Origin of the sequence: Gymnodinialimonas ceratoperidinii, from assembly GCF_019297855.1 — a bacterium.
Classification (GTDB): Bacteria; Pseudomonadota; Alphaproteobacteria; order Rhodobacterales; family Rhodobacteraceae; genus Gymnodinialimonas; species Gymnodinialimonas ceratoperidinii.
The window spans coordinates 1,684,435-1,706,128 of the sequence record NZ_CP079194.1 but is presented as its reverse complement, the minus strand read 5'-3'; the positions used below and the strand labels follow the sequence as shown (position 1 = coordinate 1,706,128).

General features: G+C 62.5%; 22 protein-coding genes. 12 read left to right on the top strand and 10 right to left on the bottom strand.

The features are described 5' to 3' along the window. Window positions 1–160: 160 nt before the first annotated feature. The 5 genes from KYE46_RS08335 to KYE46_RS08315 are packed head-to-tail and all read left to right on the top strand — an operon-like array spanning window position 161 to window position 5,344. Window positions 161–1,189: an ABC transporter permease gene (locus KYE46_RS08335; RefSeq protein ID WP_219004859.1), complete on the top strand. Its 1,029-nt coding sequence runs from the start codon at window positions 161–163 to the stop codon at window positions 1,187–1,189. Beyond that, the gene (locus KYE46_RS08330) at window positions 1,186–2,151 is read left to right on the top strand and encodes an ABC transporter permease (protein ID WP_219004858.1); all 966 of its coding nucleotides are present in this window, start codon (window positions 1,186–1,188) and stop codon (window positions 2,149–2,151) included. The genes KYE46_RS08335 and KYE46_RS08330 overlap by 4 nt, the downstream gene beginning before the upstream one ends. Further along, window positions 2,151–3,005, top strand: a complete 855-nt coding sequence (locus tag KYE46_RS08325) for an FkbM family methyltransferase (protein ID WP_219004857.1) — start codon at window positions 2,151–2,153, stop codon at window positions 3,003–3,005. Before KYE46_RS08330 ends, KYE46_RS08325 begins: the two co-directional genes overlap by 1 nt. Further along, window positions 3,005–4,708 carry a dipeptide ABC transporter ATP-binding protein gene (locus tag KYE46_RS08320; RefSeq protein WP_219004856.1) on the top strand — a complete coding sequence of 568 codons (1,704 nt, stop codon included), beginning with the start codon at window positions 3,005–3,007 and terminating at the stop codon, window positions 4,706–4,708. The genes KYE46_RS08325 and KYE46_RS08320 overlap by 1 nt, the downstream gene beginning before the upstream one ends. Window positions 4,709–4,768: 60 nt before the next feature. Further along, on the top strand, window positions 4,769–5,344 hold the full coding sequence (locus KYE46_RS08315; RefSeq protein WP_219004855.1) for a peroxidase-related enzyme: 576 nt from the start codon (window positions 4,769–4,771) through the stop codon (window positions 5,342–5,344). A gap of 10 nt (window positions 5,345–5,354) precedes the next feature. Here the strand turns inward: KYE46_RS08315 and KYE46_RS08310 are convergent, their stop codons facing one another. Then, complete coding sequence (locus KYE46_RS08310; RefSeq protein WP_219004854.1) at window positions 5,355–7,025, bottom strand: tetratricopeptide repeat protein; 1,671 nt, start codon at window positions 7,023–7,025, stop codon at window positions 5,355–5,357. Between the two features lie 131 nt (window positions 7,026–7,156). On the opposite strand from KYE46_RS08310, the gene KYE46_RS08305 reads away from it, so the two are divergent. The 5 genes from KYE46_RS08305 to KYE46_RS08285 all read left to right on the top strand — a co-directional run bounded on the left by KYE46_RS08305 (window position 7,157) and on the right by KYE46_RS08285 (window position 12,769). Next, on the top strand, window positions 7,157–8,647 hold the full coding sequence (locus KYE46_RS08305) for a UbiA family prenyltransferase (RefSeq protein ID WP_247716958.1): 1,491 nt from the start codon (window positions 7,157–7,159) through the stop codon (window positions 8,645–8,647). Further along, window positions 8,644–9,054 (top strand): GtrA family protein, encoded by a 411-nt coding sequence (locus tag KYE46_RS08300; RefSeq protein ID WP_219004853.1) that lies wholly within the window; start codon window positions 8,644–8,646, stop codon window positions 9,052–9,054. The genes KYE46_RS08305 and KYE46_RS08300 overlap by 4 nt, the downstream gene beginning before the upstream one ends. Continuing rightward, the gene (locus tag KYE46_RS08295) at window positions 9,051–10,349 is read left to right on the top strand and encodes an FAD-binding oxidoreductase (protein ID WP_219004852.1); all 1,299 of its coding nucleotides are present in this window, start codon (window positions 9,051–9,053) and stop codon (window positions 10,347–10,349) included. Before KYE46_RS08300 ends, KYE46_RS08295 begins: the two co-directional genes overlap by 4 nt. Next, window positions 10,346–11,080, top strand: coding sequence for an SDR family oxidoreductase (locus KYE46_RS08290; RefSeq protein ID WP_219004851.1), 735 nt, complete (start codon window positions 10,346–10,348; stop codon window positions 11,078–11,080). Before KYE46_RS08295 ends, KYE46_RS08290 begins: the two co-directional genes overlap by 4 nt. A gap of 228 nt (window positions 11,081–11,308) precedes the next feature. Continuing rightward, window positions 11,309–12,769, top strand: coding sequence for a hypothetical protein (locus KYE46_RS08285; protein WP_219004850.1), 1,461 nt, complete (start codon window positions 11,309–11,311; stop codon window positions 12,767–12,769). Between the two features lie 62 nt (window positions 12,770–12,831). Here the strand turns inward: KYE46_RS08285 and KYE46_RS08280 are convergent, their stop codons facing one another. Together KYE46_RS08280 and KYE46_RS08275 are read right to left on the bottom strand one after the other, a co-directional pair. Beyond that, a complete protein-coding gene (locus KYE46_RS08280; protein ID WP_219004849.1) occupies window positions 12,832–13,854 on the bottom strand; it encodes a formylglycine-generating enzyme family protein in 1,023 nt (340 codons plus the stop codon). A 3-nt stretch (window positions 13,855–13,857) separates the two neighbouring features. Further along, window positions 13,858–15,498: a hypothetical protein gene (locus KYE46_RS08275; RefSeq protein ID WP_247716957.1), complete on the bottom strand. Its 1,641-nt coding sequence runs from the start codon at window positions 15,496–15,498 to the stop codon at window positions 13,858–13,860. Window positions 15,499–15,541: 43 nt separating this feature from the next. Between KYE46_RS08275 and KYE46_RS17545 the strand changes: the two genes are divergently transcribed. Both KYE46_RS17545 and KYE46_RS08270 read left to right on the top strand, forming a co-directional pair. Further along, window positions 15,542–15,667, top strand: a complete 126-nt coding sequence (locus tag KYE46_RS17545; protein WP_283095218.1) for a hypothetical protein — start codon at window positions 15,542–15,544, stop codon at window positions 15,665–15,667. 252 nt (window positions 15,668–15,919) lie between these two features. Further along, a complete protein-coding gene (locus KYE46_RS08270) occupies window positions 15,920–16,405 on the top strand; it encodes a hypothetical protein (RefSeq protein ID WP_219004847.1) in 486 nt (161 codons plus the stop codon). A 58-nt stretch (window positions 16,406–16,463) separates the two neighbouring features. On the opposite strand, the gene KYE46_RS08265 is transcribed toward KYE46_RS08270, so the two are convergent. From KYE46_RS08265 to KYE46_RS08235, 7 genes are read right to left on the bottom strand one after another with little or no spacing between them, the layout of a single operon-like run. After that, window positions 16,464–16,859 carry a hypothetical protein gene (locus tag KYE46_RS08265; RefSeq protein WP_219004846.1) on the bottom strand — a complete coding sequence of 132 codons (396 nt, stop codon included), beginning with the start codon at window positions 16,857–16,859 and terminating at the stop codon, window positions 16,464–16,466. Next, on the bottom strand, window positions 16,856–17,242 hold the full coding sequence (locus tag KYE46_RS08260; protein WP_219004845.1) for a response regulator: 387 nt from the start codon (window positions 17,240–17,242) through the stop codon (window positions 16,856–16,858). Before KYE46_RS08260 ends, KYE46_RS08265 begins: the two co-directional genes overlap by 4 nt. Continuing rightward, the gene (locus KYE46_RS08255) at window positions 17,239–18,105 is read right to left on the bottom strand and encodes a CheR family methyltransferase (RefSeq protein ID WP_219004844.1); all 867 of its coding nucleotides are present in this window, start codon (window positions 18,103–18,105) and stop codon (window positions 17,239–17,241) included. Before KYE46_RS08255 ends, KYE46_RS08260 begins: the two co-directional genes overlap by 4 nt. Further along, window positions 18,102–18,587, bottom strand: coding sequence for a chemotaxis protein CheW (locus KYE46_RS08250; RefSeq protein ID WP_219004843.1), 486 nt, complete (start codon window positions 18,585–18,587; stop codon window positions 18,102–18,104). Before KYE46_RS08250 ends, KYE46_RS08255 begins: the two co-directional genes overlap by 4 nt. Beyond that, a complete protein-coding gene (locus tag KYE46_RS08245; protein ID WP_219004842.1) occupies window positions 18,574–20,736 on the bottom strand; it encodes a chemotaxis protein CheA in 2,163 nt (720 codons plus the stop codon). Before KYE46_RS08245 ends, KYE46_RS08250 begins: the two co-directional genes overlap by 14 nt. Then, on the bottom strand, window positions 20,733–21,113 hold the full coding sequence (locus KYE46_RS08240; protein WP_219004841.1) for a response regulator: 381 nt from the start codon (window positions 21,111–21,113) through the stop codon (window positions 20,733–20,735). Before KYE46_RS08240 ends, KYE46_RS08245 begins: the two co-directional genes overlap by 4 nt. Next, window positions 21,110–21,400: an STAS domain-containing protein gene (locus KYE46_RS08235; protein ID WP_219004840.1), complete on the bottom strand. Its 291-nt coding sequence runs from the start codon at window positions 21,398–21,400 to the stop codon at window positions 21,110–21,112. The genes KYE46_RS08240 and KYE46_RS08235 overlap by 4 nt, the downstream gene beginning before the upstream one ends. Window positions 21,401–21,694 lie beyond the last annotated feature (294 nt).

Sequence of the window (21,694 nt, the reverse complement as noted above, 5' to 3'; positions counted from 1 at the left end):
AACCTGAAAGATCAGGAGATTTTGACCTGTTTCTCCCCGCCAAGGTCGCGTCCCGTGACGCGCTGCATGCCCCCGTGTGGCCCGGGTCGACCGACACCTCCCCACCCCGGTGTCACGCTCGTGGCTTGACCCATCATTTGTGACAGCGCAGAACCGTTAGATGCTTAGTTTCATCCTAAAACGCATCGCCCAATCGCTCCTCGTCCTGCTGGTCGTGGGACTTGTGGCCTTCGCGATGTTCCGTTTCGTGGGCGACCCTGTCGACACGATGTTGGGCCAAGAACGTACCGTCGAAGACATCGAGCGATTGCGCGAGGTTCTGGGGCTGAACAAACCCTTCTTCCTGCAATACTGGGATTTCCTCGTGCGTGCCGTGCAGGGCGACTTCGGCATCTCCTACCGCCAGGGCCGCCCGGTGGCCGAGATCATCCTCGAGCGCCTGCCCGCGACGCTGGAGCTGGCGCTTGTGTCAGGCGTCATCGCGCTCAGCCTCGGGATCGTTCTGGGCATCTTCACCGCGATCCGGCGTGACGGGTTCTGGGCCAACTTCATCATGAGCGCGAGCCTGATCGGTGTTTCGCTGCCGACCTTCCTGATCGGCGTGCTGCTGATCTACGCCTTCGGCGTCGGCCTCGACATCCGCATCCCCTTCACCGACGTGACCTTCAACACCGGCGGCATGCCGATCTTCGGGCGCGGTGACACGCGCGAGGTCTTCGGATGGGTCGGCGGCTGGAACTCCGGCCTTGCCACCTGGGACGGATTGCAGAGCATCGTGCTGCCGGCGATCACGCTTGGCCTCTACCAGATGACGTTGATCATGCGGCTGGTGCGCGCCGAGATGCTGGAGGTGCTGCGCGCCGACTACATCCGCTTCGCTCGCGCCCGTGGCCTAAGCACCCGCGCGATCAACTTCCGCCATGCCCTGAAGAACACCATGGTCCCGGTGATCACTGTGACCGGCCTGCAACTTGGCGCGATCATCGCCTTCGCGATCATCACCGAGACGGTGTTCCAGTGGCCCGGCGTGGGCCTCCTCTTCATCAATGCGATCCAGTTCGTCGATATCCCCGTGATGGCCGCCTACCTCATGCTGATCTCGGTCATGTTCGTGGGCATCAACCTGATCGTGGATCTTCTCTACGTGGCGATCGACCCGCGCCTGCGCGTGGATGGGAAAACGACATGAGCGACACCCCCGAGACCCCGACCCCCGCCGTTCCTGCCGCCCGCGCCACCTCGCGCCTCTACCGCGCGTGGGACAGTGACGTGGGCTACGCCTTCCGGCACTCGCCCGTCGCGCTGATCTCGGCGGGCGTCACGTTGGTGCTGATCCTTGCCGCCGTCTTCGCACCCTGGATTGCGCCGCACGACCCTTTCAACCCGGCCACGCTGAACCTGATGAACGGGCTGACGCCGCCGGGCACGCCCTCGCCGTTTACCGGCGACAGCTTCGTGATGGGCACTGACGACCAGGGCCGCGACGTCTTCTCGACGATCCTCTACGGGTTGCGGATTTCGCTTTTCGTGGGCTTCGCCGCCGTGTCCTTCGCGCTGGTGCTCGGCGTCACCCTCGGGCTGATCGCGGGCTACGTAGGCGGCTGGACCGAGACGATCATCATGCGGATTGCCGATATCCAGCTGACCTTCCCCTCGATCCTCGTGGCTCTACTGATCTCGGGCATCGCCAAAGGCGTGACACCCATCGAGTACCGAGACGAGATGGCGTTGCTGGTGCTGATCTTCGCCATCGGCCTGTCGGACTGGGTGCAATTCGCCCGCGTCGTGCGCGGCGCAACGCTGGTGGAGCGCAACAAGGAATACGTCCAGGCGGCGCGGCTGATCGGGCGGTCCTCCTTCGTCATCATGGCGCGCCACATCCTGCCCAACGTCCTGTCGCCCGTACTGGTCATCGCGACCATCTCGCTGGCGCTGGCGATCATCGCCGAGGCGACGCTGTCTTTCCTGGGTGTCGGCGCGCCGCCGACCGAGCCCTCCCTCGGCACGCTGATCCGCATCGGGCAGACGTTCCTCTTCTCCGGCAAATGGTGGATCCTCGTCTTCCCCGCCGCCACCCTCCTCATCCTCGCCCTTGCCGTGAACCTCCTCGGTGACTGGCTGCGGGATGCCATCAACCCGAGGCTGCGCTGATGACTCTTATACCGACAAGTGTCCGACTCAGTGTAGCTCGTAAAATTACGCGGCGGATGTTGAAGGGGCCGCTCTCGCGTTCGTCCGATCTTTACCGAAAAGGCAAAGGGTTCTTTCCTGGAGGCCCGGATTCCATAACTTACATTCCTGAGAACGACTTGGTGCTTTTGAAGCAAAACGAAATTGAATTGTTTGTCGCAAGACCTTCACGGTTACGGTACCAGCTAGCGGGTCTTCAGAAACGAAGACGAAATCTTCTCGACGAATATCTAGTGCCTGAAGGGCTCATTCGGCCAAACGACTACGTGATCGACATTGGAGCAAATATCGGCGAATTCAGTCTGGCTATGGCCGCAATGGGAGCAAGTGTTACTTCATTCGAACCTGATCCAACGGAGTTTCGAGCACTTCTGGCTAATGCTGATGGGCACCCAACGATTGTTCCAAGAAACGTGGCGCTATGGAACGATGACGCCAAGCTAACATTCTTTGATGCAAACGACACCGGTGATTCAAGTTTGTTTGACCCTGGACGAGCAACGCAGACACTCGAAGTTCCAGCGCGTCGTCTCGACACGCTTGCCGCTGAAGGAATAGAGTCAAGCTCAGTCCGTTTAATAAAGCTAGAAGCGGAAGGTGCCGAACCTGAGATAATTGATGGTGCTGTACATACGTTGCGACGGACTGACTACGTCACTGTCGATATGGGCCCTGAACGTGGTCTCTCCCAAGCGAACACTGTCGCCGAAGTTGTTCGCAAGCTTACTCGAATTGGATTTGAGCTCACGTCGTTTTCCACAAAGCGTACCGTCGGACTATTCGAGAATATCCGGCGAACGAAGGAATTAGGTTAATGTCCCTGCTGGAAATCGAAAACCTCACTGTCGAGTTCCCCACACGCCGGGCGCTGTTCACCGCCGTGAAGAATGCGCATTTGAGCGTGGAGCCGGGGGAAATCCACGGGCTGGTGGGCGAATCCGGGGCGGGCAAGTCCACGATTGGTGCCGCCGTCATGGGGCTTCTGGACCGTCCGGGGCGGATCGCGGGCGGTATCATCCGCTACAAGGGCGAAGAGATCTCGGGCCTTGATACCGGGGCCATGCGGGCGCTTCGGGGCAAGAAGATCTCGATGATCTTTCAGGATCCGCTGACCTCTCTCAACCCGCTTTTCACCGTGCGCCAGCAGCTGGTCGAGACGATTGTCGAGCATCTGGACGTGACGATGGATGAAGCCAACGCCCGCGCCCGCGCCTTGATCGACCGGGTCGGCATTCCGGATGCAAAAGCGCGGCTGGATCAATATCCTCACCAGTTTTCCGGCGGGATGCGGCAGCGGGTCGTGATTGCGCTGGCGCTCTGCTCCGAGCCGGATGTCATCATTGCGGACGAGCCGACGACCGCGCTCGATGTGTCGATCCAGGCGCAGATCCTCGAGCTGATCAAGGAGCTGGCGCGCGAGCGGCAGGTGGGCGTGATCCTGATCACCCACGACATGGGCGTGATCGCGGACACCACCGACAAGGTGACGGTCATGTACATGGGCGAAGTGGTGGAGAGCGGGACGACCGAACAGGTGCTCGGCCAGCCGTCCCATCCCTACACGAAATCGCTGATCGCCGCCGTGCCGCGCCCGAACGTGAAGCTCGATCGCTTCCCGCTGATCTCCTATGGCGGGCGGGTGATGGAGTTCGCCATCGAAGATCTGAAGCGCAATTGGCCGGTGGTGCAGACCGACCGCTCGCGCTCCCTGATCCAGGCCGATGCCATCACCAAGCGCTTCGTGCAGACGCGCGCGATCCTGCCGCGCAACCGCAAGATGTTCACCGCCGTGGACCGCGCGACGTTCGACATCAAGGAGGGCGAGGTCTTCGGCTTGGTGGGCGAATCCGGCTCGGGCAAATCCACCATCGCGCGGATGATCGCGGGGCTCTACAACGTCGATGGCGGCGAAGTCTCCTTCGATGGCAAGCCGGTATCGAACCAGCCGGGCGGCGTGCCGGATTGGTACCGCAAGCAGATCCAGATGATTTTCCAGGACCCCTATTCATCGCTCAACCCGCGTATGCGCGTCGACGAGATCATCGCCGAACCCGCCCGCCACCACGGCCTCCTGACGGGCGCGGCGCTCAAGAACCGCGTGGCAGAACTTCTGGACCGCGTGGGCCTCGGAGCGGCTGCCGGCCTGAAGTACCCGCACGAGTTTTCGGGCGGCCAGCGTCAGCGCATCTCCATCGCCCGCGCATTGGCGACACAGCCGCGCTTCTTGATCTGTGACGAGCCGACTTCGGCGCTCGATGTCTCGATCCAGGCGCAAATTCTTAACATCCTTAAGGATTTGCAGGAGCATCTGGGCTTGACCATGTTGTTCATCTCCCACGACCTGCCGGTGGTGCGCCAGATGTGCGACCGGGTCGGCGTGTTGAAAAACGGGGAGCTGGTCGAGGTGGGTGAGACAGAGTCGCTCTTCGCCAATCCGCAACACCCCTATACGCAACAGCTCCTCTCTCTCATGCCGCGTCTGGACGTGCTGTCGGACGAGGGGCTTTCCGTGGCGTGAGGCGAAATGCCTCCCACGACCGCGAGACACGAACAACAGCCGCTTCCACCGGAGGATTCCATGCCGCAGCCCGATCACGTTTCCATATACGACCTGCCTGACGTCGAAAGCCTCGACGAGGACACCAAGCGCTACTTCGAAGTGTGTCAGGAGAAACTGGGAATGGTGCCGAACGTGCTGCGCACCTTCTCGTTCAATCAGGAAAAGCTGCGCGCCTTCGGCCAGTATTACAACACGCTGATGCTTGGCGAGAGCCGGTTGAGCAAGCTGGAGCGCGAGATGGTGGCCGTCGTCGTCTCATCCGCCAACCGGTGTTTCTATTGCCTCGTGGCCCACGGTCAGGCTGTTCGCAAGCTGTCCGGCGACCCGCATCTGGGCGAGATGCTGGTGATGAACTACCGCGTGGCCGAATTGCCCGAGCGACAGAAGGCGATGCTCGATTTCGCGTGGAAACTGACCACGGCGCCTTGGGAAGTCGCGGGCGAGGAACGCGCGAAGCTGGAAGAGGCGGGGCTGACGCAGGACGAGATCTTCGACCTCTCCGACGTGATCGGCTTCTTCAACATGTCCAACCGTTTCGCGATCGCATCGGACATGATGCCGAACCCCGAATATCACGCCATGGATCGCGCCTGATCCGGGCGGCTCACTCGCTCAAGGCGCGGGCGGCCCGGCGGGTGCCCGGGCCGATATCGCCGTCGATCCGCATGGTGTAGAGCCCGCGTTCGGCGAGGATGGTCTGAAAGGCCATCGCCGTTTCGCGCTCCCATGGGGGTGTCTGGCCGTTGATCGTGCCGCGCAATTCGGTGATGTCGACCTCGCCGGTTTCCAAGGCCGCAATGTAGTCCGCGGCCGCGCGTTCAGGGTCCGCGGCCCGTCCGATGCCTTGTTCATAGAGGAAACCGCGGGCGGCAATACCCGCCGGGTCGCCCGTCGCTGCAAGTTCTTCGACCCATCCGCCGCGCAGGAAATCGCTGGCCGGCACGCCGTCGGCACCGTCGGAATAGAGCGCGATGAGTTGTTGCATCGCCTCGACGTCTCCATCGCTGGCAAGCGTCACCAGCAAGGGCACGGCGCGGGGTGGGTTGGGGATCCCGAGCGCATCATCGGAGCGCCCCGGCACGCCTTCACCGCGCAGGTATGTCTGCGCAAGGTTGCGTTGCGCGAAGGGGTAGCCCGCGTCGGCGGCCTGCTCTATCAGGCGGAGCATCTCGCCCGCGTCAGCCTCCACGCCGCGCCCGAGGCGATACATGAACGCCAGGGTGGCAAGACCTGCGGGATCGCCCAGATCGGCGGCCTGGCGGTAATAGGCGACCGCCTGTTCAGGGTCCTCGCGCACGGGGCGGAGGCCGAAATTGTGGTAGTCACCAAGCCGTGTCATCGCCGCTGCGACGCCGGCTTCTGCGGCGCTTTCATAAAGGGGCACGGCGCGGCGGTGGCGGCCCGAGGCCTGCGCGGCGGTGGCCAGATGGAACAAAGGCGCGCCCTCTTCCGGCAAGGCCTGCGCCGCGGCGCGGCAGGCGGGCAAGGCGCGGCGGAGCGCGTCCAGGGCGGCGCGCTGATCTTCCTCCGTCTCGTAATTCTCGGCAGAGGGCGGACCGGCGGTTTCAACGCATTCGGTCAGTGCTGCCTGAGCGGCCGCAGCAGCGGCAGCCTCGGCGGCCGCGCGCGCCGCACTTTCGGCGGCCAGAACCTCGAAGGCCGAGGCGGCCTCTTCAACGGCTGCGGCGCGGGCTGCACTGGCGGCGGCTTCCGCCTCGGCAATCCGACGCGCTTCGCTTTCCGCGGCCAGAGCCTCAAACGCCGTGGCTGCGGCTTCCACTGCTGCGGCGCGCTCGGCCTCGGCCGCAGCCTCTGCCTCCGCAATCCGGCGGGCCTCGCTCTCGGCGGCCAAAGTCTCGAAAGCCGTCGCTGCGGCTTCCACCGCGGCGGCGCGTTCAGCCTCGGCGGCAGCTTCCGCTTCAGCGATCCGGCGCGCTTCGCTTTCCGCGGCCAATGCCTCGAAGGCTGTCGTCGCCGCGCTGACGGCCTCGGCACGGGCGGCCGCTGCCTCGGCCTCTGCAGCAGCGCGTTCCGCCTCTACTCGTTCGGCACTCTCAGCCGCGAGGGCTTCAAAGGCGCCCATGGCGTCTTCCACGGCGCCGGCGCGCGCTTCGGCCTGCTCTTCTTCCGAGGGCGCCCGCAGGGCCAAGAGGGCGGCAATCGCCTCGTCCGCAGCCACCTGCGCCGCGTCATTTTCCTGGGCCAAAGCGCCCCCGGCATGGAGGGCCAAGACGGAGATCAAACAGATCGGGAGGATGGCGGAGGGCAGCGGCATTTCTGGCAATCCTTGAGCAAAATCAATCCTTGAAACGATAGCCAGCACATGTGCCCCTGTCGACACCTTCACATGGCAAGCAAGGAAATCCGTAAGCGGCCATCACGCCGGAAAAAGCGCTGGCCTTGGCCATGACGCTGAGGCAACCTTCGCGCAAGATGCAAGGGACGAAGCCACTGTCACAATCCGCAAAGCCATCCGAGACGTCGCAGAAACCGGCCGTGCTGGTCGTCGATCTGGACGGCACGTTGCTGCGCTCGGACATGTTGTACGAGTGTTTCTGGTCCGCCTTGGGCCGCGACGGCTGGTCGACCGTGCGGGCCGTCCCGAAGCTGCGCGAGGGCCGCGCGGCCTTGAAGCGCGCGCTGGTCGACATCTCGGACGTCGACGTGCGCACCCTGCCCTACGATCGCGAGGTCGTGGCGCGGATCGAGGCGTGGCGCGCGGGCGGCGGCAAGGCCGTGCTGGCCACGGCGAGCGATCAGAAACTGGGCGAGAAGATCGCCGCACACCTTGGCATTTTTGACGAGGTGCATGGCTCCGATGGCACCCGCAACCTGAAAGGTGCCGAGAAAGCCGCCTTCCTTGAGGCGCAGTATCCCGACGGCTTCACCTACATGGGCGACAGCGCGGCAGATTTGGCCGTCTGGAGAAGCGCCAGCCACGCGATCAGCGTCGGCGCCGGCCGGCGGGTCGTGGCAGCCCTCGACAGCGGCGAGACCTCGGCAGAGCACTTGACCCGTGACGCGCCCCCCCGCGCCTTGTTGCGGGCAATGCGGCCGCAGCAATGGCTGAAGAACCTGCTGGTGGCCGTCCCGCTGATCGCCGACCCCGGCATCGGCCCCGGAGCGATCCTGCCAATGATCGGCGCGTTCATCGCGTTGAGTTTCGCGGCCTCTGCCGGGTACCTGATCAACGACCTGCTGGACCTTGGCGACGATCGCAGCCACCCCCGAAAACGCGACAGGCCCTTCGCGGCCGGCACGCTGTCGCCCCAGTTCGGCACCTTGGCAATCCCGGTCCTGCTGGCGATCTCTGCGCTCATTTCCTTGCTCGTTTCACCGGCATTGCTTGGCGCCGTCGCGCTCTATTTCGTCGCGACCGTCGCCTATTCGGTCAAGTTCAAGCAACACACGCTGGTCGATATCTGCCTGCTCGCGTTTCTGTTTACCCTGCGGATCATTGCGGGCGGCATCGCCATCGGCTCGATCCTCTCGGTCTGGATCCTCGCCTTCTCGATGTTCATCTTCTACGCCCTCGCCGCCGTGAAGCGGTTGGCGGAGCTGACCGACACCGAGACCGCCACGCGGATGACCTCGCGCCGCGGATATATCGCCGAGGATCGGCGGATCGTCAGCCAGATGGCGATTGCCTCGGGCTACCTCGCCGTTCTGGTGCTGGCGCTCTACGTCGATGATCCGTTGACGCAGGAGAAATTCGGCTCGCCATGGTTGCTGTGGGGGGTGTGCCCTCTGCTGATTTTCTGGATCAGCCGCATGGTCTTGAAGGCAGATCGCGGCTTGATGCACGACGATCCGATGATTTTCGCGGTGACCAATGCGGCTTCCCGTTGGGTGATCATCTTCTGCGGCTTGCTCGTGCTCGGCGCGGTGGTGCTATGAACCGCCGGACGCTGGTGATCCGTTACGTGGCTTTCGCGGTGGTAGCTGTCGTGGTCAATCTCGCCGTCCAGCGTCTGGTGCTTATGGGCGGCGATACGGCCCTGTGGTTCACGGTGGCCTTGGGGGCCGGAACACTGGCGGGGCTGGTCGTAAAATACGTCCTCGACAAGCGCTGGATCTTCCATGACGAGACACGCGGCGCCGCAGCGCGGGGCCGACAGTTCGGCCTCTATTCCCTCATGGGTGTCGCCACCACGGTCATCTTCTGGGTGACCGAGACCGCGTTCTTCATGGTTTGGGGGACCGATTTCGCCCGCGAGTTGGGGGCGCTGATCGGCCTCTCGATCGGCTATGTCACCAAGTACCAGCTCGACCGCCGATTTGTGTTCGAGGGGGCGCAGACATGACCGAGCTCAGCGGTTGGGGTCTGTTCCCGCAGATCGATTGCCGCGTGGTCCGGGCGCGATGCGAGGATGACGTGCGCAAGGCGGTGCTTGCCGCGCCCCTGATCGCGCGCGGCAATGGTCGCGCCTATGGCGATGCGGCGCTGAACCCCGGCCAGACGCTCGACATGACCGGCATGGACCGGATGCTCTCGTTCAAAGACGGCATGCTCGTCGCCGAGGCAGGTGTGCTTCTGGCCGACATCATCCACGCTTTCCTGCCGCGCGGCTGGTTTCCGTTGGTCACGCCCGGCACGAAGATGGTCAGCCTTGGCGGTGCGATTGCCGCGGACGTGCACGGCAAGAACCACCATGTCGACGGGTCGTTTCGATCCTGTGTCGATTGGGTCGAGCTAATGGGCATGGACGGAGAGGTGAGCCGGGTCGCGCCGGGCGACGAGCTGTTTGAATGGACCCTCGGCGGCATGGGGCTGACCGGAGTGATCCTGCGGGCCCAGATCAGGCTGCGGCCGGTCGAAAGCTCCTGGATCGTGCAGGACAGCAAAGCGTTAACGTCGTTAACCGAAACCATCGACGCCTTCGAAGCCGCGATGGATGCGCCCTATTCGGTCGCCTGGATCGACTGCACCGACGGGCCGCAGCACGGCCATTCCATCCTCCTCCTCGGGCGACACGCCCGCTCGGAGGACCTTCCCGCAGATCGGCCGAAGTTCAACCTGCAGCGCAGGGGCAAGATCCCCGTCCCTTTCGGCATGCCCTTGCTCTTCAAGGGGCGCGCGCTGCAACTCATCAACAGTGCCTATTGGCGGCTGAAGGCTCGACGTGCGGGACGTGCACTGGTCGACTGGGACAGCTACTTCTATCCGCTCGACGGTTTGGCGAACTGGAACAAGCTCTACGGTCGCAACGGGTTCATCCAGTTTCAATGCGTCCTGCCGCGTGACATGGCCCCCGATGGGCTGGCCAAGCTGATGGCGGCGATCGCGGAATCGAAACAAGGGTCGGTCCTTTCGGTCCTCAAACGTTTCGGGCCGCAAACGAGCCATTTTTCCTTCCCAATGGCCGGATACACGCTGGCCATGGACTTCCCGGCAAACGAACGGAGCCTCGCGCTTATGGAACAACTCGACAAGATAACCTTGGCCCACGGCGGCCGCTTCTACCTCGCGAAAGACGCGCGCATGGCGCAGGCGGTGGCGAAAGCCGATCCGCGCGCCGAAACCTTCGCCGCCATGCGAAAGGAGACCGGCCTCGCCGCACGCTTCGCCTCCGTCCAATCCGAGAGGTTGGGCCTATGAGCGGGCCGGTCCTCATCCTCGGCGCGGCATCCGACATCGCCCGCGCCGTCGCCCGATCTTTCGGCGAGGCCGGGCATCCGATTCAGCTGGCCGCCCGAAACGCCGAGCGGCTCGAGGATGACGCCCGCGACCTCGCGACTCGCTACGGCGTGGAGGTGACGACTCACGAGTTCGACGCCCTCGAAACTGATTCTCATGCGGGCTTCGTGGCGGGTCTGCCCGCCCTTCCCGAGGTCGCGATCTGCGCTGTGGGCGCGATGGGCACCCAGACCAAGAGCGAGGCCGATCCCCAAGCCGCGATCCAGATCATGCGCGCCAATTACGAGGGCCCGGCGAGCGTTCTGGCGCATCTTGCCAACGCCATGGAAGCGCGCGGTTCGGGCACGCTGGTGGGGATCTCATCTGTCGCCGGAGATCGCGGTCGCGCATCCAACTACGTCTATGGTTCAGCGAAAGCCGGTTTCACGGCGTTTCTGTCAGGCCTCAGAAATCGGCTGTCGAAACAAGGGGTTCATGTGGTCACCGTGCTGCCCGGTTTCGTCAAGACCGCGATGCTGGAGGGGATCGAGACCCCTGCCCCGCTGACCGCCGAGCCCGAGGAAGTGGGCGCCGCGATCCTGAAAGCGGTGCGCAGAAAGACCAACGTGATCTACACCCGACCGGTCTGGCGCGCGGTCATGGCGGTGATCCGAAACATCCCCGAACCGGTCTTCAAAAAGACCTCGATCTAGGCGCGGCCGCTGGCAAGATTCCGCGCAAAAATCAAGAGTCCGATGCGTTCCGAGGAGGCGTTGTTGCGATATTAACACTTCCAGCTTAGGGCTGACCCAATCGAAGGGACATTTGCGCTGCCGAATGGTGGCGTTTTAGTAGATGGGCAGTGCCTTACCATGAACGTGAAATCTCTCGCGCGTGTATTTGCGCGAACGAAACCAGTGACCGCCGCGTCTGGCGAAATGATGCTGGAGCGCCCTAACGGCGTGTTGGCCATTGTTCTGGCCTCGACAGTCATAACCTCCGTTTGCGCCTACGTTGTGGTGTCCAACGCGATGGTCGCGCAGCGCTACGTCTCCGACGCGGAACAGGTTGTCACGCTGGAGCCGGGCGCGCCCGCGCTGCGACGCCGCTACCCCGAGGTCGAAGCGTTCGACACCTCGGTCTCCTTCACGATCGACAACGCGCCCGCGGTGACCCGCAATGCGCCGCAGTTGCCCCCGGCGACCCAGGTGGCGCTTGCCCCGGCTGACGTCGCAGAGCCTTATACCGTCGTGGAAGGCCGCCCGCCGGTCATGCCGCAACCACGCCCCGGCGTCGTGACGGTGCCCCCGATCGTGGAGATCGTCACGATGGCCCGCAACCTTGACCGCGCCCGCGCCCTCGCGTTCCCGCGCCCGATGGAGCGTCCCGGAAGCACCACGACCCCTGCCTGGCCGGATCAGGATACCGGCCCGCAGACGTCGATCCTGCTGGCCGCCTCCAGCCCCCGCCCGAGCCTGCGTCCTGCGGGTCTGGTGACCCGCGTCGCGGCACAGCCGGACCGGCTTGGCATCGAAGTTGCCCGCGCCGAGGCGCCTGACACCCTTGGCGGTGTCGGTGAAAGCCCGCGCGGTGGCCTTTTTGCGGGCAACAGTGGGGAATGTACCGCCCGCATGGCCCGCGCAATCCCGCGCCGTCCGGGCTCTGCCGCAGGCGGCTCGGCCGTCATGGCCAGCGCAGGCAACGGCTCCGGTTCGGGCCGTGACAACCGCATGGTGCAAGAGGCTCTGGCAGGCAACGTGCCAAGCCACATCCGTGACCTGCAACCGGTGACATTCAATGGCAACGTCGGCGGACGGACCGTTGAAGTGACGATCTGCGTCACGCCCGATTATCTCGCCATTGGTTCCGACAACGACCATGTGCGCGTCCCCATGGGACTGCCCGCCGCGCTGCGCGTCGCCGATGCCTTCGACATGATGCTGCCCACGACCACCATGGTCGACGCGATCTATCAGCAAGCCGACGTCCGCGTTGCGCCCTCGCCGATGACGCCGGGCTCCGCCATGTCGTCGACCAACTACTTCCTGCAGCACGATGAGACCATTGACGGTCAATTCGCCAGCGCTGGCGCGCGTGACGGGATGCTGGTCGCCGGTCACAAGAAGGACCTCGTGATCGCCAACCGCCTGTCCCGCAACCCGGGCCGCGTCGCGATCTATGGCTGGCACCGCACCAACGGCCGCGCGATCCAGCCGCTCTCGACCGTGCACGGGGAATATTACGCGGATTACTCCCACGGTATCCGCCTCGTCAGCCGGACCGCCTTCGTAGATGGGCGAGCCGTTGACCTGAGGGATCTTCTGACAGACGACCGCTACGCCGGGTTCCTGAACGGCGATGGCACGCTGACGGGCGCGACCGTACGTCTCGCCTCGCTCTAAGCTGTCGGGAAGACAAGAAAAAAGGCGCGCCGGACCGGGCGCGCCTTTTGCTGTTTCAGGCCTCAGCGAACGTCGCGGAAGCAGCGAAACCCGAGGTGGTAGTTGCGATGGCTTCCCTCCGACATCACCCGCGTCCCATGCCAGAACGGAGCCCGCCAGCGAGCCCAATGCTCGTGGGCGCGGATCGTGTCCCAGATGAACCAGGAGCCTTTCATCTCGGTCACACCCAAGGTGGTCGACCCGGCCGAGGCCATCTGATCCTCGGCCAGCGGAAGGTTCATGTGTTCGGCGGCGTTGCCATCGATGTCGTAGACACCAAGCGGCGACTGGCAGGCCGGGAAGCTTCCGGCCGGATAGGTATTGGAGCCACAGCCCTGAAAGCTGCCGCCGTTGCACGAGGCCGTCTTGAACGAGCCTGTCGCGCAAACGCCCGACTGCCATGCCCCGATCGAATAAGTGCCGCGGGTGCTGGCGTAGTGATTGTTGTGCCAGTTGCGGATCGTGTTGACGGCCGCCGAAAGGCCCATGCCGCGCACCATGTCGAAGGGGTAGTCCGGCGGCAGAAGCTGACCTGCGGCCGCACCCTCCCACTCATGGGCGTCACCGATGCGGCCGCCTTCCGCCGCGCAAAGCTGCGCGGCCTCGTTCGCGCGCACCCAAACGACCGGGTAAACCATCGGGATGTTGGGGTATTCGAACATATCCGCACAGGTCGTCGCGTCGCGAGGGCTCTGGGTTTCGGGGTCGTAGAGCGGGACCATGTAGGGGCCGCCGCAAATCCGCTCGAACTCGCGGTTACGGTAGCTGGCTTGCACCTGCTCCACCGTGCCGCCGATCCGCGCGGCGGCTTCTTCCGGAGACAGCGGATGGCGCGTGACCGCAGGGTTGCCCTGCCCCATCCAGCCGTTCGGTGAGTTTGCGAAAATGGTGCGAACGCGGTTGATCTCGGCATTCGATAGACCGCGGATTTCCTGCAACTGCTGGAACAACACCTCGTTTCGTTCTGCCAGAGATTGCGCGTTGGCGCCTGTCGCAGCCAGAACACTCGCGGCAACGGCCGCTTTCACAAAGGTAGCTAATCGCATCAATCATTGCCTCCGCAGCAGGTAAAAGAAATCGCGGTTGTCCGGAGCCGAGATGAACCGCGGCACGCGGCCGTTGTCCGGATCCACTTCCGCCATGCCGGAAACGAGGTGTTGGACATCAATTTCGCCCTCGCCGTCTTCGTCATGCACATAGAGCGCCATGTAGGTGTGCTCTTGACTATTCATGTCCAACAGCATGGCGTAATCGCACTGGTAGGCTTGAAACGTCCGCGCCATTGCCGAGGGCGTAGCCGTTGAAAAATAAGCATAAATCAGGAACTGACGTCCTTCGACCGTGCGCATGCACGCCCCTCCCCGCAAGGTGCGCAGGGTGGCATCCGCATCGCCAGACCAGTTACCACCGCCCCAGGAGGTGACCCGCGAACCCGGCACGCCGTTCTCGACAATGGCGACACCGTTCTGCCGCGCGAAGACCAGATCGGGCAGCATTGCGGTGTCCTCCTCCGTCCAGGTCCGCATGTCGACCTCGCCGTCCTGGGTCAGATACATCGTCGCGAGATTTGGCCAGAGACGCGAGAGAAGCACGCCGTTCTGCATGAAACCGTAGTGGTGGCCGTAGTTGAATGTCGCGTAATCACCGAACCGCCACGCGCCGTGATCGCGCTTGAAACCTCCGGTAAAAGTCGCCGCCACACGGTCCACAAAGGAAGGGTTCAACATACCCGTGCGCACCAGTGGCGCGGACGTGTCGAACCCGTCAGGGCCGCGCCCCTGCCCATGCCGGTTCTGCGGGCGCGAGGACCATTCGATGCCGGGGTGGTCCGTACCAAGCTCATACCCAATGTCGAACCGCGCCATGTCGAACGCCACGAGGTAGACGTCGGCCCGCCGCTCGATGCTGTCGAGCCCATTTGCGCCGCCGCTCTGCATCACCTCCCGCGCGATCATGCCCGGTTGCATGACAGACGCGTAGATGCCCGGGCTCTCCTCGACCTCGTACCACGCGCCCGCGGTCATCGCGCCCGCGTCGGTGCCAGCCAATTCGAAGCCCATGTAGGGGCGCATGTTCGGCGCATTGTCCAACAGCGCGGTGCCGAGAAGCTCGACCCCGTCGATTTCCTCGACCTCGTCCTCGCCCTCGGACGAGACCATGAAGGCATCCTCGAAAAACGCGCCCTTGATGAGGTTCACGATGGATTCGCCGAAGATGACATTCTCGCGCAAGAATTCCGCCACGGCCTCACGGGTTGTCCGGTTGCCGGTGACGGGGTTTCGCACAAACAGGCTCCAGTCGCAGACCGGCGCATAGGGCAGTGAACTGGCCTGTGCCTCCTCCAATTCACCGTCAGCCCAAGGCGCGCAGGCGAAGCTATCCCCCTCGCCCTCGATCAACAGCGCGGGGCCGTCTTCGTCGATGAGGGAGATTTCCCACGTTTCCGGGTCACCATTTTCGAAATGCACGAAGCGCGAGCGTCCGCCGGCGGGGGTCGTTTCCAGCACAAACCACGAATTCACATGCGGGTTGAGCGAGGTCAGCGTGTATGTCGTGCCGTCCGCGTCAGAGAGGGTCTGACGATTGCGGAACGGCTGCATTGCGAAGACAGAGCCGGGCACATTCGAGCCGAGTTCCGCCAACTGCGCATTGATCACGGCCTGATCCGGCACATTGATGCCCTGCGCCATCGTCGGCGAGGTTGATAGGACTGCAATCGCAGCAGGAAGACCTATGAAGAAGCCGGAAAAAACAGAAAATCGTGGCAGCAAGTTGAGCTCCATTAAATTAAATGCGGCCTGCGCGAAGGCGACCGTGCTGAATTCGTCGTTTCCCAAGGAAAGCTTGCAGCAAACCTGAGAGTGACGCAACGACGCGTCAGTTGATACGGGCCATAGTGTGACCTTAAAACTTTGGTCGATCGTGCTGAATTACCGATGGCTCTCTTCGGACCACGGAGGAGGCAGGGGCTTATCCGCCTGTTTTACGAGAGAGCGGATTCGAGGGTCCAATTGCGCATCCGATGGAATAGCCTGTCGGAAGTGATTGAGATTACAGAGCTTTGGCGTAACTCTATTTTAGCACGCGAACGATAACGAAGAGGGAATCAGGATGGCTGGCGAACCGATTGAACGGTCTGAGGCAACGATTGCAGCTCATCGGACGAAGGATGAGGCGCGGCAGATAGGAACTGCGTCGGGTCTGGCGTCAGCGGCGGACAGTAAAACCCTTTCGGAAGAAAGCTTGGACGCGAAGGTGCGCGCCGCGCTGCGGGCTGAAAACATCGCTGATGCACGCACCCTCGTCGCTAATGCCGAGGCGATATTGAGCACCCACAGGGAATCGACGTCTGCGGGTCTGACCGCTCCCGAGGTCGCAGCCGCAAAGGCACGGATCGCGATGGCCATTGGCGACGGCGCGGCCGCTCGTGCTATACTCCTGCTCGCGATCGAAAGGCATCCCGAGGCCGAAGCGTTGCGCTCGCTTATGACGGAAGTCATGCTTGCGGACGGACGCGCGACCGACGTGCGGCCGGTCTTGCGGCACTTGAAAGGTGACGCAGTCAAAGCGGCGAAGGAGCGTCCTGAGGCGGATTAACCCCGTCAGGGTCCGATCTGATGATTACCTTGTGACGCTTCGGATTGGTGCCGTTGGATTAGAATTCTTCAAAAAAAGTCTGTGCTGAGCAAGAAACTGACGCAGGCTCGATGCCGCACTTCTGAATGGTTGAGACCGGGCGCAGACAAGCCTTGCGAACCCGCTCTATGGAAATACCAGTGGCAAGCGATGCAATCGTCAGCGACGGACTCTCTGTCGTGCGAACCTCTGACGCCGCTGCAGCCGTGATCTGGCTCAGCGCCAGCAAGGATTGGCGCAAAGCATCGATGCTCTGCAGTTCGCGCGACGGTGCGCAGCCGTAATCGGTTACGGCAGTCTGTTTGCTCAGTGCCTCATCCAGACAAAGCGCAATGCGGGCCAGTCGATCCGTCTCAGAGGAAAGGTTCGTGAACAGATCGGCGACGGAGATTGCTGCAGGATCAGCTTCCGTCATAGAGGCCCCACGACACGTTCAATGCAGGCCTTGAGTGCCGTCGGAGAGAAAGGCTTCTTCAGGAAATTGTTCATTCCCAACTGCTTACCTTTGTCGATAATCGCATTGTCGGTCGTCCCGGTTATCAGGATAAACCCTGTCTTTTCCGTCCTTTGGTTGCTGCGCAGGGAGTGCAGGAGGTGCAGACCGTCCATGCCGGGCATGTTGTAGTCAGAGATGACCATATGCACCGGGGAGACGGAGAGCTTCTGCAACGCCTCTTGCCCATCGCCACAATGGTCAATGGAAGCGATTCCCATCCACTCCAGCGCTTGAATAATGAGCCCCCTGCTGGTCGACATATCGTCGACCACGAGAACCCGAAGCATGTCTTTCGTGCTCATGGCGCGTTCCCTCGGCTGACTAGCTGATAATGCGTGGTTCCGACCGGCTTGAAGTACGCGCACGCCGCGCCTGTGATCCGCTCGGAATGTCCGATCATGAGGTGCCCGCCCTCATGCAGCGCGTTCGCGAACCGAGGCCAGAGGTGCTGCTGCGTTTGCGCCGCGAAGTAGATCACCACGTTGCGACAGAAGATAACGTCGAACTTTCCATTCATCGGCCAGGGTTTTTGCAGGTTCAAACAGGCGAATTTCACGATGGACTTCACGTCAGGATTGACCTGGAACGCGCCGGCTTCCGTCGGTGTCGTGTACTTTTGGATCAGAGGATCTGCCAGCAACTCGTGTTCATCGAAGCGGTACAGACCGCGCTTGGCAGCCTCTATGACATTCCTATCGATGTCGGTCGCCAGAATGCGGATGTCCATCGACCTGGCCTCTGGACAGAGGTCGAGGAGGATCATGGCGAGGGAATAGGCCTCTTCGCCGGAAGAGCATCCTGCAGACCAGATGCGCACTCTCTCTCCCGCACGCGCTTTATTGATGAGATCCGGAAGGATATCCTGCCGCAGTCTCTCAAGATGGTGAGGTTCCCTGAAGAAGCGGGTGACATTGGTTGTCAACAAAAGCAGCATCTCATTGAGCTCAACCGCGCCGTCCGGGCCTGCCAGAAGGTCACAATAAGCATCGAAATCAGGCAGATCGAGCGCTCGCAAACGTCGCGACAACCGCGAAACGACCAATTCTCGCTTCACCGCCGTGAGGACAATCCCCGTCTCCTCCTGCAATGCCGTTGCAAGATACGAGAAGGCGAGATCGCTGATCTCGTTCTGACGCCTGTCCGCTTCCGGTTGCAGAAGTGTCATGCGGCGTGCTGCCCGTCGGAGGGCAAGACGCGGTGAAGATCGAGGCGCCGGATCATCCGATCATCCACCAGTACAACGCCGGAAATGAACGCCTTGACCTGATCTGACACCATCTCGGGCACGGAATGCATGGCGCTATCCGGCACCGCGAGAATGTCTGACACGACGTCGGCCAGAAGTCCGATCGTTTGCCCCGCTACCACCGTGATTATGATGACGTGACGCGCGCTCGGCTCGGTCGGACCAAACCCCAGCCTGTCGGCTAGATCGACCACCGGCACCACTGAACCGCGCAGATTGATGACCCCCTTCACGTAGCTCTGCGCATGGGGAAGTGTCGTTGTTTCCGTCCAGCCGCGGATCTCTCGCACCGACATGATATCGAAGCAGAAGTCCTGACCCGCCACCCGGAAGGCAACAACTTCCGTGCTGAGGGCGTCCGCAGGTCTGGACGGCTTTTCGGGGGCGTCAACTTGCGTCATAAAACTCTCTTTCAGCGTGGTCAGATGGAGCGGAGGAGGTGAGACTTGACGGCGCAGGGGCGATCCCGCCCGCGATACCTTCAGGGTCGACGATCAGGGCTATTCGTCCATCACCGAGGATCGTCGCCGCGGCGGCGCCGGGCACGGGAGCGTAATTCGTCTCGAGGCTCTTGATCACGACTTGTCGCTGGTCCTGCAGCCGATCGACGACGAGAGCGCAGCGACGCCCAGTCTCGGTCTCGATCACCAGAAGGACATGGTTCTCGAGATCGGTCGGCGCCCCCCGAAAACCGAACATGGCGCCGAGGTCCGCCAGGGGAACCAACCGGTCCCGGATCGACAACACCCGGCTACCTGATCCGATCGTGTGGATGAGCGTCGCACTCGAGTGCAGGGTCTCTTGTATGGCCGTGATCGGAACGACCATCGTCTGTCCCGCGACCTCCACCACCATGCCTTCCAAGACCGCAAGCGTAAGGGGCAGACTGATTGAGAACACCGTCCCTTTGCCGAGTTCGGATGATATCGCCAGCCGACCGCCGAGTGACGAAATCTCACTGCGGACGACATCGAGCCCAACACCACGCCCTGATAGCTCCGACACTTCGTCCTTGAGCGAGAAGCCCGGCATGAAAAGCAGAGCATCAATTTCCGGTGGGGTCAGTGAAGCACTCAGTGACACCAGGCCGCGTTCTTCAGCGATCTGTCGCACCTTCTTTCGATCAATGCCTCCCCCGTCATCGGAAATCTCGATGATCACGCGACCGGAACGGTGGGCTGCGGAAAGGGTCAACGTTCCTTCCGCGGGCTTGCCTGCTGCAAGCCGGTCTTCGACCGATTCCAGCCCGTGATCCACCGCGTTGCGCACCATATGATTGAGCGGATCGACGAGACGCTCCAATACGGTCTTGTCGACCTCTGCCCCTTCCCCCTTCATGATGAGGCGCACCCGCTTGCCGGTCGTGGTGCTGGCATCGCGGATGGTTCTGGCCATGCGTTGAAACAGAGGTTTAACGGGCTGCGCGCGGATTGCCATCACTCCTTCCTGGATCTCACCGGCGAGCTGTTTGAGACCTTCGATTTCCTGCAGGACGTCATCACCGGTCGCGAGGTCCAGTGTGCCGACGGCTTGGGAGAGCATCGCCTCCTTGATCACGAGTTCCCCCACGAGGTTGATCAGCTTGTCGACACGCTCGAAGTCCACCCGGATCGTTTGCGGTGGAGGCGCTCCCTTCGGGACTGGTGTCGTGGCTGAAGGTTCGCCCGCAGGCGGCTTATCTTGCCGCAATCTATCCGCGTCGCTAGCGTCATGGGTCGCGGAGCTATCCGGCACATTCCCCTTGATCGGTAGAGCCCTTTCGTCCCTCGCTTCACGTTCGAATGGCGAGATGGTGAGACGGGCGCAGTCGGACACGAAATCAAAGACATCCTGCACCACGTCCTCGGAGGTGTCTGTCGTTAGGCCAATGGTCCAATTGATGCTCGAGGCCGTCGGATCCAGGCGCGAGAGGACCGGAACCTCGTCGAGATTGGCGCGTACGTCTGCCGTTCCGAGACGGTCCAGGGCTCGGAAAAGGTGGGCTGGTTCGTTGCCGCTGGTAAACAGCTCCGGCTCGGGCGCGAAATCTATGCGGAAGCCGGTGTTCGAGGTCGCATCGCCTGGCGAACCTGAGACCGGCAGTGGTCCGAGGCACCCGACATCCAGCGTCAGAGGCTCGAAATCATCAGTGTCGTCATCTTCGCCGCTAGCGGGTGTTTGTTGTCCGATGATCTCGTCCAGCTGCTCCGTGAGGGCCTTCCCGTCACTCGCGCCCATATCGCTTCCGGTGCGGGCGCTCGTCACCAGGTCGGAGAGGTGATCGCCACAACGCTGGCAGAGGTCCAACAGCGGATCCGTGGCCTCGAGCAGACCTGACCGGACACGGTCCAGTGCCGTTTCGAAATGATGCGCGAATGAGACGAGCGCATCCAGACCGAACGCGCCGGCGCCGCCCTTGATCGAATGCACCGCGCGAAAAATGACATGGATTGTTTCCGCATCATCGTTTCCGTCGATCATCACCCCGAAGCCATCGTGCATGGCCTCCAGCAATTCCTCGCATTCTTCGAAGAACGAGGCGCGGAATTCGTCGGTAGCTCCGACCGTCATGCTCGTCCTTTCGTGTCTGCAACGCGTTCGATCGCCCACACCAACTTCTCATCGTCGAAAGGTTTCACGATCCAGCCGGTCGCGCCCGCAGATCGCGCTCGCGCACGTAATTCGGGAGCGGATTCAGTCGTCAGGACAAGGATCGGCACGACACGGTCGCGCGTCATTTTTCGCGCGGCTTCGATAAATCCGAAACCGTCGAGATTAGGCATGTTGATGTCGGTGATGACGACGTCGGGATCGCTGTTTTCAAAACGGTCCAGCCCGTCATTGCCATCTTCGGCGAGATCGACGGTGTAGCCGACCCTGCCCAAAGCCGAACTCAACAAGCTGCGCATGGTTCGGGAGTCGTCGATGGCGAGGATCGAAAGGCTCATGCGGTGGCCTCCCCATCCGACGCTGCGCCGAAGGAGGCTAGAGGGATCCCCAGTCCCTTCGCTGCCGTGGCCATGGCGTCGCTGATCGGTGCGGTCTGAAAGCTCTGCTCATCCTCGTCCCATTGCAACTTGGCCGATATGAGCACTTGGAGAAGAAGCGTACCGGCGGAGGCGACAGCGCCTCCATCGATGAGGATCGGCGCACCGCGATGGGTCAGCAATTCTTGTGCAATGCGAGGTGCCGCGCTGCTATCCAGGTGCCCCTCCAGCTTGTACGTCGCCGCCATCATCTCGATCCTTTGTGCCGCACGACGCACGTCTTTACCGGAGAGGTTGCAGACGGAAATGCCGTGTCATCCTAGCGTGATGCGAGACAGGGGTAGCGGCCCCACTATGAAAGCTACGTTAACGCGGCGGAGAAATTCGCGAGGAAGTTGAGATACCTCCGCCCGGTCGCAAATTTCCAACCGCTCCACAGACTTCCTTAACGATTTGCCCGTTACGTTGAGGGACACGCCCTGCGTTCACGCCGGAGGGCGCAGGAAACGTCACGGGGTAAGATCAGGTGTTCTCGGAGTCGG